Origin of the sequence: Streptomyces sp. NPDC006739 (assembly GCF_042869815.1) — a bacterium.
Taxonomy (GTDB): Bacteria; Actinomycetota; Actinomycetes; order Streptomycetales; family Streptomycetaceae; genus Streptomyces.
Genome location: NZ_JBIAGM010000038.1, coordinates 40,857 through 56,504, shown reverse-complemented (window position 1 = coordinate 56,504; position 15,648 = coordinate 40,857). Strand labels below are relative to the sequence as shown.

At 71.6% G+C, this 15,648-nt stretch carries 16 protein-coding genes; 8 read left to right on the top strand and 8 right to left on the bottom strand.

What is annotated here, in order from left to right:
- Positions 1–154: 154 nt before the first annotated feature.
- Entirely contained in the window at positions 155–577 is a 423-nt protein-coding gene (locus tag ACFYMM_RS40260; RefSeq protein ID WP_388396735.1) for an Hsp20/alpha crystallin family protein, read from the bottom strand.
- A gap of 172 nt (positions 578–749) precedes the next feature.
- Between ACFYMM_RS40260 and ACFYMM_RS40255 the strand changes: the two genes are divergently transcribed.
- The 8 genes from ACFYMM_RS40255 (at position 750) to ACFYMM_RS40220 (ending at position 9,089) form a co-directional block, all read left to right on the top strand.
- Positions 750–2,144 (top strand): nicotinate phosphoribosyltransferase, encoded by a 1,395-nt coding sequence (locus ACFYMM_RS40255; protein WP_388396733.1) that lies wholly within the window; start codon positions 750–752, stop codon positions 2,142–2,144.
- A gap of 136 nt (positions 2,145–2,280) precedes the next feature.
- Positions 2,281–2,571, top strand: coding sequence for a DUF1918 domain-containing protein (locus tag ACFYMM_RS40250; RefSeq protein WP_388396730.1), 291 nt, complete (start codon positions 2,281–2,283; stop codon positions 2,569–2,571).
- The gene (locus ACFYMM_RS40245) at positions 2,555–3,433 is read left to right on the top strand and encodes a universal stress protein (protein ID WP_388396728.1); all 879 of its coding nucleotides are present in this window, start codon (positions 2,555–2,557) and stop codon (positions 3,431–3,433) included. The genes ACFYMM_RS40250 and ACFYMM_RS40245 overlap by 17 nt, the downstream gene beginning before the upstream one ends.
- A gap of 30 nt (positions 3,434–3,463) precedes the next feature.
- Positions 3,464–4,453: an Acg family FMN-binding oxidoreductase gene (locus ACFYMM_RS40240; protein ID WP_388396725.1), complete on the top strand. Its 990-nt coding sequence runs from the start codon at positions 3,464–3,466 to the stop codon at positions 4,451–4,453.
- A 31-nt stretch (positions 4,454–4,484) separates the two neighbouring features.
- Complete coding sequence (locus tag ACFYMM_RS40235; protein ID WP_388396722.1) at positions 4,485–4,943, top strand: CBS domain-containing protein; 459 nt, start codon at positions 4,485–4,487, stop codon at positions 4,941–4,943.
- Positions 4,933–7,776 carry a cation-translocating P-type ATPase gene (locus tag ACFYMM_RS40230; protein ID WP_388396719.1) on the top strand — a complete coding sequence of 948 codons (2,844 nt, stop codon included), beginning with the start codon at positions 4,933–4,935 and terminating at the stop codon, positions 7,774–7,776. The genes ACFYMM_RS40235 and ACFYMM_RS40230 overlap by 11 nt, the downstream gene beginning before the upstream one ends.
- A complete protein-coding gene (locus ACFYMM_RS40225) occupies positions 7,777–8,436 on the top strand; it encodes a potassium channel family protein (protein WP_388396716.1) in 660 nt (219 codons plus the stop codon).
- Positions 8,433–9,089, top strand: coding sequence for a potassium channel family protein (locus tag ACFYMM_RS40220; RefSeq protein WP_388396713.1), 657 nt, complete (start codon positions 8,433–8,435; stop codon positions 9,087–9,089). Before ACFYMM_RS40225 ends, ACFYMM_RS40220 begins: the two co-directional genes overlap by 4 nt.
- 29 nt (positions 9,090–9,118) lie before the next feature.
- Here the strand turns inward: ACFYMM_RS40220 and ACFYMM_RS40215 are convergent, their stop codons facing one another.
- The 7 genes from ACFYMM_RS40215 to ACFYMM_RS40185 form a co-directional block, all read right to left on the bottom strand.
- A complete protein-coding gene (locus ACFYMM_RS40215) occupies positions 9,119–9,562 on the bottom strand; it encodes a universal stress protein (RefSeq protein ID WP_388396710.1) in 444 nt (147 codons plus the stop codon).
- A 310-nt stretch (positions 9,563–9,872) separates the two neighbouring features.
- Complete coding sequence (locus ACFYMM_RS40210; protein WP_388396708.1) at positions 9,873–10,748, bottom strand: universal stress protein; 876 nt, start codon at positions 10,746–10,748, stop codon at positions 9,873–9,875.
- Between the two features lie 122 nt (positions 10,749–10,870).
- The gene (locus tag ACFYMM_RS40205) at positions 10,871–11,350 is read right to left on the bottom strand and encodes a hydrogenase maturation protease (protein WP_388396706.1); all 480 of its coding nucleotides are present in this window, start codon (positions 11,348–11,350) and stop codon (positions 10,871–10,873) included.
- Positions 11,347–12,693, bottom strand: coding sequence for a Ni/Fe hydrogenase subunit alpha (locus tag ACFYMM_RS40200; RefSeq protein WP_388396703.1), 1,347 nt, complete (start codon positions 12,691–12,693; stop codon positions 11,347–11,349). The genes ACFYMM_RS40205 and ACFYMM_RS40200 overlap by 4 nt, the downstream gene beginning before the upstream one ends.
- 24 nt (positions 12,694–12,717) lie before the next feature.
- Positions 12,718–13,569 carry an oxidoreductase gene (locus ACFYMM_RS40195; RefSeq protein ID WP_388396700.1) on the bottom strand — a complete coding sequence of 284 codons (852 nt, stop codon included), beginning with the start codon at positions 13,567–13,569 and terminating at the stop codon, positions 12,718–12,720.
- 1 nt (position 13,570) lies between these two features.
- Entirely contained in the window at positions 13,571–14,389 is an 819-nt protein-coding gene (locus ACFYMM_RS40190) for an FAD/NAD(P)-binding protein (RefSeq protein ID WP_388396697.1), read from the bottom strand.
- Complete coding sequence (locus ACFYMM_RS40185) at positions 14,386–15,555, bottom strand: 4Fe-4S dicluster domain-containing protein (RefSeq protein WP_388396694.1); 1,170 nt, start codon at positions 15,553–15,555, stop codon at positions 14,386–14,388. Before ACFYMM_RS40185 ends, ACFYMM_RS40190 begins: the two co-directional genes overlap by 4 nt.
- Positions 15,556–15,648 lie beyond the last annotated feature (93 nt).

Here is a 15,648-nt window from a genome sequence, read left to right as displayed (position 1 = left end):
GGCGGTCGGGGTGGGCGTACGGCACCCGCCGGGGGCTCACGTGGTGGGTGCCCGTGTGGGGGGGGGGGCGGGGGGCGGGGCCCGCGGGTGGGGGGGGGGGGGGGGGGGGGGGGGGGGCGGCCGCCCCCCCCCCCCCCCCCCCGCCGGTTCGGCATCAGTTCCCGTGCCGGATCTCCACGTGCTTCGCCTCCGCCTTCTCGGCGCCCAGACCCACGCTGACGGTCAGCATGCCGTCGGTGTAGTCGGCCTTGACGTCGTCCTCGTCGGCGCCCGGCGGCAACGTGACGCTGCGGCTCATCGCGCCGTACCGGATCTCGCCGTGGTTCTTCGTGACGTCCTTCTCGGTGCGTTCGGCCTGGACGGTGAGGATGCCGTCGCTGATGAAGACGTCGATGTCCTCGGGCGACATGCCCGGCAGCTCCGCCCGCATCACATAGCGGCCGTCCTCCGTGTAGTCCTCGATCCGGACCGTGTACAGGTCACCCATCGTGGGCATCGCGAACCGGGCCGGAAGGTTCTCGAACCAGTCCGACATCTCCGGGAACGCGAACCTCTGCTTACGTGCCACCGTGGTCATCGCCGTACCTCCTCGGCTGTTGTGCGGCCTGCCGACACCTCCAGTCCAGCGCGCACGGACCCGTACCGCTGAGGCCGAACAGCCCCTCCCCCGGGACCTGAGGTCCCTTTCGTACCGAGCGGTCGCCGCCAGACTGGGAACCAAGGAACCAAGACACCCGGCGGCGATCACCATGTCCGACGTCACCACCACCGACCTCTACGAAGTGACCATGGCCATGTCCTACCTCCGGGAGGACATGCGGGCCCCGGCCACCTTCAGCCTCTTCGTCCGCGACCTCCCGTCCGGGCGGGGCTTCCTGATTGCCGCGGGTCTGGAGTCCGCCCTGGACTTCCTGGCCCGCTACCGCGTGGAGCAGGACGACATCGAGGAGTTCGCGGACGCCCTGCACCGGCCTGTCCGGGATCTGGAACCGCTCCTCGGACTCTCCTTCGAGGGCGAGGTGCGCGCCGTGCCGGAGGGCCGTGTGGTGTTCGCCGGTGAGCCGCTGCTGGAGGTGACCGCCCCGCTCCCACAGGCCCAGCTCGTCGAGACGTACCTGCTGAACCAGCTGTGCCACCAGACGGTGGTCGCGTCGAAGGCGGCGCGCTGTGTCCTGGCCGCGGCCGGACGACCGGTCGTGGACTTCTCCCTGCGCCGCGCGCACGGCCCGTGGGCGGGTCTGCAGGCCGCTCGTCTGGGCGCCCTGGTGGGGTTCGCGGGCACGAGCAACGTGGCCGCGGCAGCGGCCCTCGGCATCCCGGCCTCGGGCACCATGGCGCATTCCTACATCGAGGCGTTCCCCGGCGAGGAGGAGGCGTTCCGTGCGTTCGCGCACGCCCACCCGGGCCCCGTCACCTTCCTCGTCGACACCTACGACACCGAGGAGGGCGTACGCATCGCCGCCCGGGTCCTGGCCGAGCTGCGGCGCGGGCCCGGCTGCGCGATCCGCCTGGACAGCGGTGACCTCGACGCACTCGCGCGCCGGTCACGCGCCATCCTGGACGCCGCCGGACTGGCCGACGTGCGGATCGTGGCCAGCGGCGGGCTCGACGAGTACGGCGTGGACCGTCTGGTACGCGCCGGCGCCCCGATCGACGTGTACGCGGTGGGCACGAAGGTGGGGGTGGCAGCGGACGCCCCCTACCTGGACGCCGCCTACAAGCTCGTCGAGTACGACGGCGGGCCCGTGATGAAGCTGTCCTCGGCGAAGGTCACGGCCCCGGGGCGCAAGCAGGTCTTCCGCCGCACCGGGCGGCCCGACGTGATCGCCCTGGCCGGGGAAGAGCCTCCGGATTCCGGTCAGCCGCTGTTGCGCACGGTCATGCGCGGCGGGCGGCGGACCTGGTCGCCGGACCACTGGCACGACGCCCGCAAGCGATTCCGTGAGGACCTCGCCGCTCTGCCCGGCCCGGCACTCCGGATCAAGGACCCCGAAACGGTCCCGCCGGTATGGTCCGAGGCTCTTGCGCGGCTCACCGCCTCGGTGCGCGCCGACATCGAAGCCCGACTCGGCCCACAGGCGCACGTCGCACCCCCGGACACAGCGATCTCCCGCTCTGTCCCCCTGTCGGCGCACACACACTGACCGGTCCCCGCGCCAGCGGAGGGTCGACAGGGCCGCCATCGGGACCATTGGCCCCTGGCGAGCCGACAGCGCCGAAGCCTTCCATGGAATCGGCGGCGGCATCGCTCCGCGCCACCGCAGGGAGGAGGCGAGGACGATGTCCGTCCCCCCACCACTGAAGAAGAACGACCAGGCCGCACCGGCGACCGGCCCCGAGGCGACAGGCGCCTCGGCGCGCGCCCGCGTCGGCGACGAGATCGTCGTACGGGGGACCACGGCCGGAGTCATCGCACGAGACGGCGAGATCGTCGGCCTCCATCACCCTGACGGCAGCCCGCCCTACGACGTGCGCTGGGCCGACAGCGGACGGGTGACCCTGTACTTCCCGGGTCCTGACTCCTGCATCCGCCATCTGGTGACCGGGGGCGACCATGTCCCGGCCCGTTGACCGTCGGCCGATCGTGGTGGGTCTCGATCCTGAGCCCGGCCATCGGATGGCACTGGCCTGGGCGGCCGACGAGGCCGCCCGACGGCGGTTGCCGTTGCGCCTGGTCCACGTCGAGGGCGTGCCCACCAGGGGCTACCGCGGGCGGGAGGTCCCACCGTCGTGGGAGGAGTGGAACGAGGCGCTGCACAAAGCGGGCCGGCAGGTGCTGGAGGAGGCGTCGGTCTTCGTCACGGCCCGGCAACCGCAGCTCGAGGTGGACGTTCTGCTCGCGGAGGGCGACCCGGTGTGGGTGCTGCGCGAGCAGAGTCGCGGCGCCGCCGCCATCGTGCTGGGATCACGGCACCTGAGCCGCAGGCAGGAGGTCTTCGGCTCACACTCGGTGGCCCTGCCGGTCATGGCCCATACTCGCTGTCCCGTGGTGGTCGTTCCCGAGCCGGAACACATCACCCAGGAGCCGGCGTACTTCGTCGTCGGCGTCGACGGCAGCGAACACTCCGCCGCGGCGGTCGACATGGCGTTCGAGGAGGCGGCCCTGCGTGGCGCCCAGCTGCGGGCCCTGCTGATCTGGGAGCCCGGACCGCTCCGGATCTTCGACGAGCACGAGCCGCAGCAGGAGTGCCGCCGCCTGCTCTCCGAGATCGTGGCAGGCCGCCATGCCCGCTACCCCGAGGTCGACCTGCGGCACGAAGTGGTCCTCGGGCATCCCGTCAAAGTTCTCACCGATGCGTCGGCGCATGCGCTGGGCCTCGTGGTGGGAACCCGGGGCCGCGGGGGCTTCGCCGGCATGTTGCTGGGGTCGGTCAGCCAAGGCGTTCTGCACCACGCCACTTGCCCTGTCATCGCCGTCCCGACACCTGGGTGAGTCCCAGGACCCTCACGAAGGGGAGCCGCCGTGACCGCAGAACCTCTCGACGTGAACGCCGTCACCACACTCGTGGCGGACGCCGCCGCGGCGCCCTCGCTGCACAACGCGCAGCCCTGGACCTTCCGCTACCTGCGGGACATCGGAGTCCTCCGTCTGTACGCCAACCTGGAACGCACCCTGCCGCGAACGGACCCGGACAATCGGGGCCTGCACATCGGTTGCGGCGCCGCGCTGCTGAATCTGCGCGTGGCCGCCGCGGCGGCGGGCCTGGCGCCACTCGTCCGCCTGCTGCCCGACCCGGCCTACCCGGAGTTCCTCGCCGAGGTGCATCTGTGCGGCACCGGACCACCTGACGGGGCGCTCGCCCAGCTGGACCCTGCCATCCGGCGCCGCCACTCCAGCCGGCTGCCCTTCCGCGACGAGGACATCCCCGCCGCCGTGCGGCAGAGGTTGTACGACGCGGCCGGGGCCGAGGGCGCACAGCTGCTGTTCCCCGGCGGCTGGCACGTGCAGACCATCCTGGACCTGGTTCGGGACGCCGAGGGCAGGGAGGCCGTGGACCCGGAAGTGCGCGGGGAAACGGCACAGTGGACACGCACGGAGCCGTCGGCTGTTGCCGGGGCGGCCGACGGCATCCCCGGCGAGGCGTTCGGTCCTCGGCAACGCGGTACCTCGGCCCCCGTGCGAGACTTCGCCGTCGGCCGCCCGATGACCGGGCGCGGCTGGGCGCCCTTCGAGAAGCATCCGAACATCGCCCTGCTGGGTACGGCCCACGACGAACCCGCGGACTGGCTCTGCGCCGGTCAGGCGCTGGAACGGGTCCTGCTCCGGGCCACCGCGGACGGGCTCGCCGCCTCGGTCACCTCCCAGCCCCTGGAGTGGCCGGAAATCCGGTGGACCGTCCGTGACCCCGTCTCGTCCATGGCGCACGTCCAGATGGTGATCCGGCTGGGCTACGGCCCCGAAGGCCCGGCGAGTCCACGGCGGCCGGTGGCCGATGTGCTCGATGTCCTCTGAGCGGACCCATCGGACAGCGAGGAGGGGACACGTGGAGGTCTCCGAGGTGATGACCGCTCCTCCGGTGTGCGTCGCACCGGACGCCTCCCTGGTCGAGGTGACCCGGCGGATGGCCGAATGCGCCGTCGGTTCGGTCCTCGTGGTCGAGGACGGAACGCTGCACGGCATCGTCACCGACCGCGACCTCGCCGTACGCGGCATGGGCGGCGGCCTGGATCCGGAGGCCCGGGTGGACGCGGTCATGTCTCCCGGTGTCGTCCGGGTGGAGGCGACCGATGATGTGGAGGTGGCCTTTCGGACGTTCCGCCGTACGGGGGTCCGCCGGCTTCCGGTTCTCGACGCGGGCCGGGTGGTGGGCGTGCTGACGATCGACGACCTCTTCCTCGACGTCTTGCGGCGGCTTGCCGACCTGCTGGGCCCGGTCGCCTGGAGCGTCATGCAGGAGCCGCCCGGCCCGCCTTCGCAGACCGGAGCCCCGCATGAGCCCTGAACCGGCTCGGCAGGCGACGGCCGCTCTCCGCGCGGGCGGACCATCGACCGGCGTCACGACGACGGCGCCACCGGATCGGCGAAACACCTCCGCCTCGTCGATCCCCGCGGTACCGGTCTCCGACGTCTTTGCCGTCCTGGGAAGTCTTCCGCGCGGTCTCACGTCGGCCGAGGCGGCCACACGCCGGGACCGTTGTGGCCCCAACGAGCTGCCCGGCGTGCGGCGGGGCCAGGTGTGGCGTCGGCTGGTCGCGCAGTTCACCGACCTCTTCGCGGTGGTTCTGCTCGTCTCCTCGGCGATCACGTTTCTCGCGTACTGGCTGGGGCAGCCCCGGGATCCGTCCACCCTCCAACTGGCCCTGGCGATCCTCGGCGTGGTGCTGCTGAACGCCGGCATCGGTTTCGCGCAGGAGTACTCCGCCGAACGCACGGCCGAGTCCCTGCAGGCGATGGTGCCGCGCACCTGCCGCGTGCTGCGCGACGGCGAACGGCGCGAGCTGCCCGCGCGGGACCTGGTGCCCGGCGATGTGGTGATCCTTGACGCCGGGGACGCGGTGCCTGCCGACTGCCGGCTGGTCGAGGCCCAGGAAGCCGCCGTCAACAACGCTGCGCTCACCGGCGAGAGCGATCCGGTCGCGCGGGTCGCGGCACCCGTGCCGCCGGGACCGCCGCTGCAGGCCCGCAACTGCGTGTTCATGGGCACCGACCTGGTCGCGGGCACCGCGAAGGCCGTCGTGTTCGCCACGGGTACGGCCACCGAGTTCGGGCGGATCTTCCGGCTCACCGCCGCCGCCCCGAGGCAGCGGACCCCGCTGCAACGGCAGGTCGCCGTCATGGCCCGCCGGGTCGCGGGCGTGGCGCTCGCGACCGGCGCCGCCCTGTTCGCTGTGCGCCTGCCCAGCGGGCAACCGTTCGTCGACACGTTCGTCTTCTCGCTCGGTGTGATGGTCGCTCTGGTGCCGGAGGGGCTGCCGGCCACGCTCTCCGTCTCACTGGCGATCGGTGTACGCCGCATGGCCCGCCGGCACGCACTCGTCAAGCAACTGCTGGCCGTGGAGGCGCTGGGGTCGACAAGCGTCATCTGCACCGACAAGACGGGCACCCTCACGCAGGCCGAGATGACCGTCGTACAGCTGTGGGCGGACGGTGCGTCGCACGCCGTGTCCGGAGTGGGGTACGCACCGGCCGGTGAGATCACCGACGCGGGGGCCCTACGGGAGTTGCTTCGAGCGGCTGCTCTGTGCAGCAACGCCCGGCTGGTGCCGCCGACCGGGCGGGACTCCTGGCGCGTGCTCGGAGACACCACCGAGGGGGCCCTGCTGGTGGCCGCCCGGAAAGCCGGCCTGGATCCGGCGCGAGAAGAGGCCGGTACACCCCGGGTGGCGGAGCATCCCTTCGACTCCGCGCGCAAGCTCATGAGCACCGTGCACCGCGACAGCGACGGCAGGTTCTTCGCCTACGTCAAGGGCGCCCCGCTCGAACTGCTCGCCCACTGCGATGCCATCGACCGCAGCGGCGCGAAGGCCCCACTGTCCGATGCGGCCCGCACCCAAGTGGCGGCGGCCGCGGACGGCATGGCCGGACAGGGCCTGCGCGTTCTGGCGGTCGCCCGGCGGCCGGTCTCCGGTCCACGGCCGTCGCTCGGGGACGTCGAGTCGGAGCTGACGCTGCTGGGGCTGGCCGGGATGTACGACCCGCCCCGGCCGGAGGTGCGGGACGCGGTGGACGCGTGCCGGCGGGCCGGGATCCGCATCATCATGGTCACCGGCGACCATCCCCTCACGGCGGAGGCCGTCGCCCGCCGTGTCGGCATCGTGCGCGAGTCGGCTCCGGCCGTGGCGACGGGCACCCAGCTCGACGCGCTGGACGACAGCGGCCTGGACGCCCTGCTGGCGAACTCCAGCGAACTGCTGCTGTGCCGGGTCAGCCCCGAGCACAAGATGCGGGTGGTCACGGCACTGCAGCGGCGTGGCGAGGTCGTCGCCGTCACCGGCGACGGGGCCAACGACGCCCCGGCCCTCAAGCACGCCGACATCGGCGTCGCCATGGGTGCCTCCGGCACCGACGTCGCCCGTGAAGCGGCGGTGATGGTGCTGCTCGACGACTCCTTCGCCTCGATCACCACCGCGGTGGGACTGGGCCGCTCGGTCTACCGCAACATCCGCAAGTTCCTGATCTACCTCTTCAGCCACAACATCGCCGAACTCGTACCGATCCTCGCCGCCACCTTCGCCGGCTTCCCGCTGGTGCCGATCACAGCGGTACAGATCCTGGCCATCGACCTCGGCTCGGACGTGCTGCCCGCCCTCGCGCTCGGTGCGGAGCCGATGGAGCCCGACGTCATGAACAGCCCTCCGAGACCCCGACAGGAGCGGCTCTTCTCGACGGCGGTCATGGGCCGCATCCTCTTCCTCGGCGACATCCAGGCCCTGGGCGTGTGCGCCGTCTTCTTCTGGCACATCCACGCCTCCGGCATCCCCTACGCGGACTTCACCAAGGACAATCCCGTCTACCGCGAGGCGATCACCATGGTTCAGGCCGGCATCGTCGTCAGCCAGTTCTTCAACGCCCTCGCCGTGCGCACCGACCGGCAGAGCGTCTTCCGGGCCGGCCTGCTGACCAATCCCTGGCTGCTGGTCGCAGGCTGCTTCGGCATCGGGCTGATGGCCGCCATCAGCTACGCGCCACCGCTCCAGGCGGTGTTCCACACCGCGCCGCTGGCCCCCGCCGACTGGGCGGTTCTGGCCGCGTTCGGAGCGCTGCTGCTGGCCGCCGAGGAACTCAGGAAATGGGCGCTGCGGCATCGGAGGACATCCTCGAAGGGAGGAAGGTGAATGAGAGTGATCATCGCGGGTTGTGGCCGGGTCGGGGCCACCCTGGCCACGCAGCTCGTCGCCGAGGGCCACGATGTTCGGCTCGTCGACCGGCAGCCGAAAGCGCAGAAGAGGCTGTCACCGGGCTTCCCCGGCACCTTCCACATCGGCAACGGCTTCAACCGCTCCGCGCTGGAGACGGCCGGAATCGCCCACGCGGACGCCTTCGTCGCGGTCACGTCCGGGGACAACAGCAACATCGTCAGCGCGCGGACCGCCAAGGAGACGTACCGCGTCCCGATCGTCCTCGCCCGCATCCACGATCCGCGCAGCGCCGACATCTACCGGGAACTGGGCATCCCGACGATCTCCAGCGTCCGCTGGGCTGTCAACCGCATCCACCAGATGCTGCTGCACCGGCACCTCACCCCCGAGCTCACCTTCGGCAACGGCGAGACACTCCTCGTCCGCTCCCAGCTGCCGTCCTACCTCTCCGGACGACAGATCACCGAGTTCGACGTCGACGGCGAGATCCGCGTCGTGGAGATCACCCGTGCCGGTCGCTCACTGCTCCCCGCCCATGGTGTCCTGGCCGAGCCCGGTGACCTGGTCACCTTCAGTGTGGCCGCCACGGCGCTGGGCCGGCTGAGCGGCTTCCTCGACAAGGAGCTGGGAACGTGAAGGTCCTGATCGCGGGCGCGGGCCGACTCGGCACCCAGATCGCCCAGGTGCTGTCCGCCGCCCGCAACGACGTCACCCTCGTCGAGTACGACGACGACCGCGTGGCCGAACTCGAAGATCTTCCGCACGTGCGCGTCGTAGCCGGGGACGCCTGCGAGCCGGCGCTCCTGGAGCACGCGGGAGCCCTCGCCTGCGACCTGGTCATCGCCGCCACCGGCCGCGACGAGGACAACCTCGTCATCAGTCTGCTCTGCAAGCGGCAGTTCGGAGTGGGGCGGGTGGCCGCGCGCGTCAACGAGGAGGAGAACGCCTGGCTCTTCGACCAACGGTGGGGCGTGGACGTGGCCGTGCCCGCTGCCACCCCACTGATCTCCCTCATCGAGGAGGCCACCGGTGCCACGGACACGGTGGCGCTGCTGCGGCTGAGCAAGGCGGGCGTCGAGGTCATCGAGACCGCGATCACCGAGGAGTCCCGGGCAGCGGGACACCGGCTGGCCGAGATCGAGCTGCCCGCCGGCACCGTGGTCGCCACCGTCGTACGCGAAGGCCGTCCCACGGTCCCTGGCCCCGAGGTGCGGCTGCTCCCGGGCGACGAGCTCCTGCTCGTGTCACACGAGGCGACCCAGCAGGAGATTCACGCGGCATTCCAGTGAAGTGGCCCCGCACTGGCCCCGGCCTCGAGTCACTGCTTCAGGGAACGCACGATCACGACCGGGCAGCTCGCATGTTGCGACACATGCTGACTGACGGAGCCGAGAAGGGCACGAGCGAACCCGCCCCTGCCCCGGCTGCCCACCACCAGGACCTCGGCTCCCTCGGCGGCCCGCAGCAGGACATCGGCGGCGTTGCCGTGCACCACACGGGTCCGCACAGAGCCCGCGGCCTCCGCGCCGAGCACGTCGGCCAGCTCCTGGCTCATCTTCTGCCGGGTCTCCTCCTCGTCGACGTCCATGTCCACGGCGGGCCCCGACCAGCCGTACAGGCCCGGCAGCTCCCACACGGCGACCGCTTCCACGGTGCCGCCGACCAGCCCGGCATAGCGCACGGCCCAGCGCAGGGCCTCGTACGAGGACTGCGACCCGTCGACGCCGACCACCACCCGCGGCTCCGAGACATCCGTGTCCATGCGTCCCACTCTCCTTCGGTGTCTGAGCCCACGGGGCCGGCCCGCCCCTGCTCTCCACGCTGCGGGACCCATCGCCACACCGCCACAGATGAGCAGCCGGCGGCATGACGGGGCGACGGGGGCGGCGTGCCGTCAGCACCCGTGACACGTGACCCAGCCGGGGCACCCCGCGTTCCCACGGATGCTGCTGCCCGACGGCATGTGGCGACACGTCGAGACCATCAGGGTGCGCGATCTGTTCGGCTGCGAGCGTGGCGCAGATGGCGCCATCCCGAGAACAGTGGACCGGCAGGCATGCCTAGGAGCACAGTCACTGCCGTTCAGGCACGACCGCGACCGGACACTGGGCATGGTGCAGCAGCGCATGGCTCACGCAGCCGAGCTGGAATCCGAAGTGACCCGTCCTACGGTGTGCCCCGACGATCACGAGATCCGCGGCCGCCGACCGGTCCACGAGGATCTTGCCGGCCGGTCCTTCGACGACGGACGGACGCGTCCGGACATGCGGATTCTCGGCGCTCGCCGCCTTGAGAAGAGCGTCGATCACGACGGAGGCGTTCTCCTCGTACGTGTCCGCCGGTCCGCCGGGCTGCAACCGGTCACCGTGTCTGTCGTAGGCAGGCCTGCGCCAGGCACGCACGACGTCGAGGACGCACCCTCGCACCTCGGCCTCGCGGAAGGCGAAACGCACAGCCTCCGCAGTCGTGTCCGATTCGCCCAGGCCGAGCAGGATCCGCTCGTGCGCACCCGCCAGGCCCACGCGATCACCCCGGACCACGAAGACCGGACAGTGCGCCCGGGCGGACACGCCGAGACCGACCGACCCGAGCAGCAGACCCGTGAGCTCACCACGGCCACGCGAACCCGTCACCAGCGCGAACGCACCGTCGCCCGCGCTGACGAGAGCGGCCGCAGCGTCCTCCGGAACGATGTCGGTGGTGACCTTCACATCCGGGTTGCGCCGTTCGGCCCGATCGGCCGCCGAGGCCACGATGTGCTCGGCCAGCAGCTGCTCGGAGGGGCGCCTCGGGTCCACCGAGGGAAGACCCGCCTCGTAGCGCGCCCACAAGGAGGCGTACACCAGCCTGAGCGGAACGCCATGACGCGCGGCTTCGTCCACGGCCCAGTCGACCGCCAGCAGGGATGAGTCCGATCCGTCCACCCCCACCACCAGGGGAAGTGTCATTGTCCCCACCGCCTTTCATGGAGCCGCCGACAGCGTGCGGCATTGGGGGTGAACTTCACCGTCCCACTCCGTGTGGGTAGTCGCGAGGGCGCTTCAGCTCGCGCTGAAGGACCATCGGCCCCCTACTGCTCCTGGTTCGGTCCGTGTCCCTGCCGAACGGATGCGGCGACCCGGTCGACCAGTTCAGGGAGCGCCGACCGCACCGCTTCACTCAGGGGCGCACCGAGTTCGACGTCCGCCACCTCCACGGCGTGCACCACGAGCCTCTGCGGCAGCTGCCCGAGTGCCTCCGCCAGGGCGAGGCACTCCCCGAGGCCGAGCGCGTGGGTGCTCGCAGTAGCTGCTGTCCGGGAGGCCGCGTCCGCCGCCGTGAGGGTGTGCAACTCCCCGGGCCGGGCCGGCTGTGCGCGGAGGGCTTCCACCACGACCACCGTGTCCGCGCCGCGCCACACATCGAGCATGCGCGCAGGTTCGCCGTCACTGACTGTGAGGACGGTTCCGTCCGGGACGCGCCCCCGCAACGCCTCCACCGCGGCCGGGCCGACGCCGTCGTCGCCGCGTAGGGGATTGCCCACGCCGATCACCACGACCCGGCGGCTCATGTGTGCTCCACGGTCACGTCGAGGAAGTGGGCGGCGCAGGAGATACAGGGGTCGTGGTTGCGGATGGCCCGTTCGCACAGATGGGTGAGCTCCTCGTCGCCAGCCGCGGGCCCAGCCGTATCTAGGCGCGCCTGGACGGCCTTGCGCACGTCCTCCTCGATGGCCGTCTGGTTCTGGGCCGTGGGCGGGACGATACGGGCCTCGGTGATCGTGCCGTCCTCGGTGAGGGCATAGCGGTGGTACAGCAGGCCCCGGGGCGCCTCGGTGGCCCCGGTACCGGCCGCATGGCGCGGCGGGACCTCGACGGCCGGTCGGGGAGGTCGTTCGTATCCGCCGATGATCCGCAGGGCTTCCTCGATGGCCTGCACCACTTCCACGGCGCGTACGACGATGCTGCGGAAGGGGTTGTCGCAGACGGCACCGGTCAACGGGTCGCCCAGGCCGGCGTCGCGCGCCGCCTCGGCGGCCACGGGGTGAAGCCAACGGCCGTTGATCGCGTAGCGGGCCAGCGGCCCGGTCAGGTGGCGGCGGCCGTCGAGTGCGGCCGTGCGAGCCGTGGAGTGCGGTACCTGCCCTTCCTGGACGTGCTGTTCGAAGTCGGCCAGCGGGAACTCGCGCAGCGCCGGGTCTTGGCCCTGAGCGGCCAAGACCGCCGGTGTTCCGGAGTCGATCGGGTAGCGGCCGGGGTCGCGCAGTGCGAACAGGTCGTGGTCGCACACGGCGTCGGGGAAGTCGAACGCCGCCGCCCAGCGGACGGTTCCCAGCGCGTCCTCCCGGGCCTGCCGCAGCCGTTCGGCCAACGGACGCAGCTCCTCCCGCCCCGGAGTCCGGTAGAAGCCGCCGACCCGGACGTTGACCGGATGGATGGGGCGGCCGCCAAGCTGTTCGACGATCGCGTTGCCGGCCTGTTTGAGCCTCAGACCGCGTTCGACAGCGGCTCGCTGGTCGCGGGCGAGCTCCACGACGTCCGCACGCCCGAGGAAGTCCGGGGCATGCAGCAGGTAGATGTGCAGAGTGTGGCTCTCGATCCATTCGCCGCAGTACAGCAGGCGCCGGAGTTCCGCGAGGGGGCCGTCCACCGTGACCCCGCAGGCGTTCTCGATCGCCCGGCAGGCGCTCATCTGGTAGGCGACCGGGCAGATGCCACAGATCCGGGCGGTGATGTCGGGAGGCTCGGTATGGCCGCGGCCGGTCAGGAAGGCCTCGAAGAAGCGCGGCGGTTCATAGATGCGCAGCCGCGTCTCGGCGACCGTGTCACCCTCGACGCGTAGGTGGAGGGCTGCCTCGCCCTCCACCCTGGCCAGCGCGTCCAGCCGCAGGACGCGGTTTCCGCGATCGTTCATGCGCGCCTTCCGGGCGGGGGTGCGTCAGGCCGGTGGGCTCTGCTGCCGCCCCTCGGCCGCGAGGTCGGGTACGGGGGCATATTCCGGCGACGCGGCGTTGAAGGTGCGGAAGACACGCTGGATGTCCCGCTCACTCATCCCGTCGTGGCGCAGCTGCGCGATCATGGAGCGCAGATTGGGCTTGCTCGACGGTCCGAAGCAGCCGTAGCAGCCTCGTCCGTAGGCGGGGCAGATGGCGCCGCAGCCGGCGTGTGTGACCGGGCCGAGACAGGGCGTGCCGTGGGCCACGGTGATGCAGGTGGTGCCGCGCCTCTTGCACTCGAAGCAGACGCTGTGGTTCGAGATCTGGGGTTTGCGACCGGCCAGGTATGCGTTGATGACTTCGAGAAGCTGGCGGCGGTCGATGGGGCACCCGCGCAGTTCGAAGTCGACCGGCACGTGGGCCGAGATCGGCGTCGAGGTCTCCAGGGTGGCGATGTACTCCGGCTGGGCGTAGACGGCGGCGAGGAAGTCGTCGACGTCGGCGAAGTTGCGCAGTGCCTGGATGCCGCCCGCGGTGGCGCAGGCTCCGATGGTCACCAGGTATCGGGAGACGCGGCGGACGTGCTGGATCCGCTCGGCGTCCTCGGCGGTGGTGATCGACCCCTCGACCAGTGACAGGTCGTAGGGCCCCCGGCCCGCCGGCCGCGCACGCTCCCGGTCGGCGCCCTCGGCCGGTGTCATCTCCACGAAGTGGTCGATCCGGACGCGTTCGGTGAGGCCGAGGAGTTCGTCCTCACAGTCCAGGAGGGTCAGCTGACAGCCGTCGCACGAGGCGAACTTCCACACCGCGAGTGTCGGCCGTGTACGAATGACCGGGCCGAGGTCGGTGACCATGTCACAACTCCCTCACGAGGAGCAGGTCTGCCACACGGTCGTAGCCGACGACCGGGCCGTCCCGGCACAGCAGAAGCGGGCCGAGCTGGCAGTGGCCGCAGTGGCCGGTGGCGCAGTGCATGTTCCGTTCCAGGGACACCTGGACGCGGTGCGGGACCAGCCCGCGGGTCACGAGATCGCGTGCGGTGTGCCGCATCATCACCTCGGGTCCGCACACCAGTGCGCAGGTCCGTTCGGGACGCAGGGCGAGACGGTCCAGAAGCGTGGTGACGACGCCTACCGCGCGCTGCCAGCCCGGACCGGGGCGGTCGACGGTCACCTCGACCTGGGCCGGGCCGCGCCAGCTCTCGATCTCGTCCTGGAAGACAATGTCGGCGGGGGTGCGGGCGCCCACCAGGACGGTGAGCCGGCCGTAGTCCGCCGGCCGGTCCAGGACCGTGTGCACGACCGGCCGCAGCGGAGCCAGCCCGATGCCGCCGGCGACCACGAGAACGTCGTGTCCGGCTGCCGCTTCGAGGTCCCAGCCGGTGCCGTACGGCCCGCTGAGTCCGACGCTGTCACCCGGGCGCAACCGGTACAGCGCGGTCGAGACCGCGCCCACCGCGCGCACGGTGTGCACAAGACCCCCGTGGCGGCCGCGCAGGGCACTGGCCGAGATGGGCACCTCGCCGACCCCGAACGCGTAGATCATCGCGTACTGCCCCGGTGAAAAGGGTGCGAGTGCTTCCCCGACCGGTACCAGCTCGATCGACCGGGTGTCGGCGGTCTCGGCCCAGGTGGCGGCGACGCGATAGGGCAGCGGGGGCGGCACGGTGGTCATCCCCCCTTCGGCTCCGCTGCCGTCCAGTCGTGCAGGGCAGCCGCTTCCTCCGTGATGTCGATACCGACCGGACACCACACGATGCAACGTCCGCAGCCCACGCAGCCCGACGAGCCGAACTGGTCGTACCAGGTACCGAGTTTGTGGGTCATCCACTGCCGGTAGCGGCTGCGCGAGGAGGAGCGGACCGGACCGCCGTGCAGCTGGGAGAAGTCCAGGTCGAAGCAGGAGTCCCACAACCGCCACCGCTCGGCGTGGTCGCCGGTGAGGTCGGTGACGTCCTCGGTGGTGGTGCAGAAGCAGGTGGGACACACCATGGTGCAGTTGCCGCACGTCAGGCACCGCCCGGCGACATCGTCCCAGCGGGGCGCGTCGAGCGTGCCGGCCATCAGCTCCCGCAGATCCGCCTCAGGCATGGTCCGTCCCATGCGGTCCGCGGCGGCTGTGACGGCTGCGCGAGCCGTCTCCCGGGTTTCCGGGTCGGCCGGACGGGCGGGCAGTTCGGCCAGGATCTCCGCGCCTTCCGGGCTGCCGCTGCGAATCCAGAAGCGGTGGCCCTCCGCGTCGACCACCTCGGTCATCACCAGGTCGTAGCCGGGACCGGCAGCGGGCCCGGTGCCCATGGAGACGCAGAAGCACGTGGCGCCGGGCTCCGTGCACTCGACCACGATCAGCAGGGCCCCGGAGCGCCGCCCCTGGTAGGTGGAGTCGCGGTACGCGCCGCCGGTCAGTACCCGGTCCTGGATGGCGATGGCCCGCAGATCGCAGGGGCGCACACCCAGGAAGGCGTACCGCGGGGGCGCGGCCTGGTCGGCGGTGAGGACCAGCTCCCCCTCCACCCGGTCGGCGCTCCACTCCCGTACCCGCGCCGGATGCAGGAAGGACTTCCAGGACTGGGGACCCGCCGCGTTCGCGAAGGCCGCGCCGTCCGACCGCTCCCGCAGACGGTACCGCCCCGCCTCCAGCTCCACGCCCCATCCGTACGGCAGCTCGTCGGCCGACAGCAGCTCCGCCAGCACGATCGCGCCGTCCCGCACCGTGGGTCCGACCACGGTGAATCCGCGCCGGACCAGCACGTCCACGAGCGCGCCCATGCCGTCCTTGCCCATGACGAGCTCGTCGGACGCGGGCGGCCGGGGGGTGTTCACATCGGCGTCGGCGCTCATGACCGACCTCCTTCAGCGCAGCGGACGGCACATCGAGCCCCGCCGTCCCCACAAGCCCACGATGGCAGCATTTCCGGCACGGTGCCGCGCCGA

Coding starts and splice junctions, on each gene's coding strand:
- ACFYMM_RS40230 (WP_388396719.1), top strand. CDS start 4,933: ATGAGCCCTGAACCGGCTCGGCAGGCGACGGCCGCTCTCCGCGCGGGC.
- ACFYMM_RS40210 (WP_388396708.1), bottom strand. CDS start 10,748: ATGACACTTCCCCTGGTGGTGGGGGTGGACGGATCGGACTCATCCCTG.
- ACFYMM_RS40250 (WP_388396730.1), top strand. CDS start 2,281: ATGTCCGTCCCCCCACCACTGAAGAAGAACGACCAGGCCGCACCGGCG.
- ACFYMM_RS40245 (WP_388396728.1), top strand. CDS start 2,555: ATGTCCCGGCCCGTTGACCGTCGGCCGATCGTGGTGGGTCTCGATCCT.
- ACFYMM_RS40215 (WP_388396710.1), bottom strand. CDS start 9,562: ATGGACACGGATGTCTCGGAGCCGCGGGTGGTGGTCGGCGTCGACGGG.
- ACFYMM_RS40200 (WP_388396703.1), bottom strand. CDS start 12,693: ATGAACGATCGCGGAAACCGCGTCCTGCGGCTGGACGCGCTGGCCAGG.
- ACFYMM_RS40260 (WP_388396735.1), bottom strand. CDS start 577: ATGACCACGGTGGCACGTAAGCAGAGGTTCGCGTTCCCGGAGATGTCG.
- ACFYMM_RS40225 (WP_388396716.1), top strand. CDS start 7,777: ATGAGAGTGATCATCGCGGGTTGTGGCCGGGTCGGGGCCACCCTGGCC.
- ACFYMM_RS40255 (WP_388396733.1), top strand. CDS start 750: ATGTCCGACGTCACCACCACCGACCTCTACGAAGTGACCATGGCCATG.
- ACFYMM_RS40195 (WP_388396700.1), bottom strand. CDS start 13,569: ATGGTCACCGACCTCGGCCCGGTCATTCGTACACGGCCGACACTCGCG.
- ACFYMM_RS40205 (WP_388396706.1), bottom strand. CDS start 11,350: ATGAGCCGCCGGGTCGTGGTGATCGGCGTGGGCAATCCCCTACGCGGC.
- ACFYMM_RS40190 (WP_388396697.1), bottom strand. CDS start 14,389: ATGACCACCGTGCCGCCCCCGCTGCCCTATCGCGTCGCCGCCACCTGG.
- ACFYMM_RS40185 (WP_388396694.1), bottom strand. CDS start 15,555: ATGAGCGCCGACGCCGATGTGAACACCCCCCGGCCGCCCGCGTCCGAC.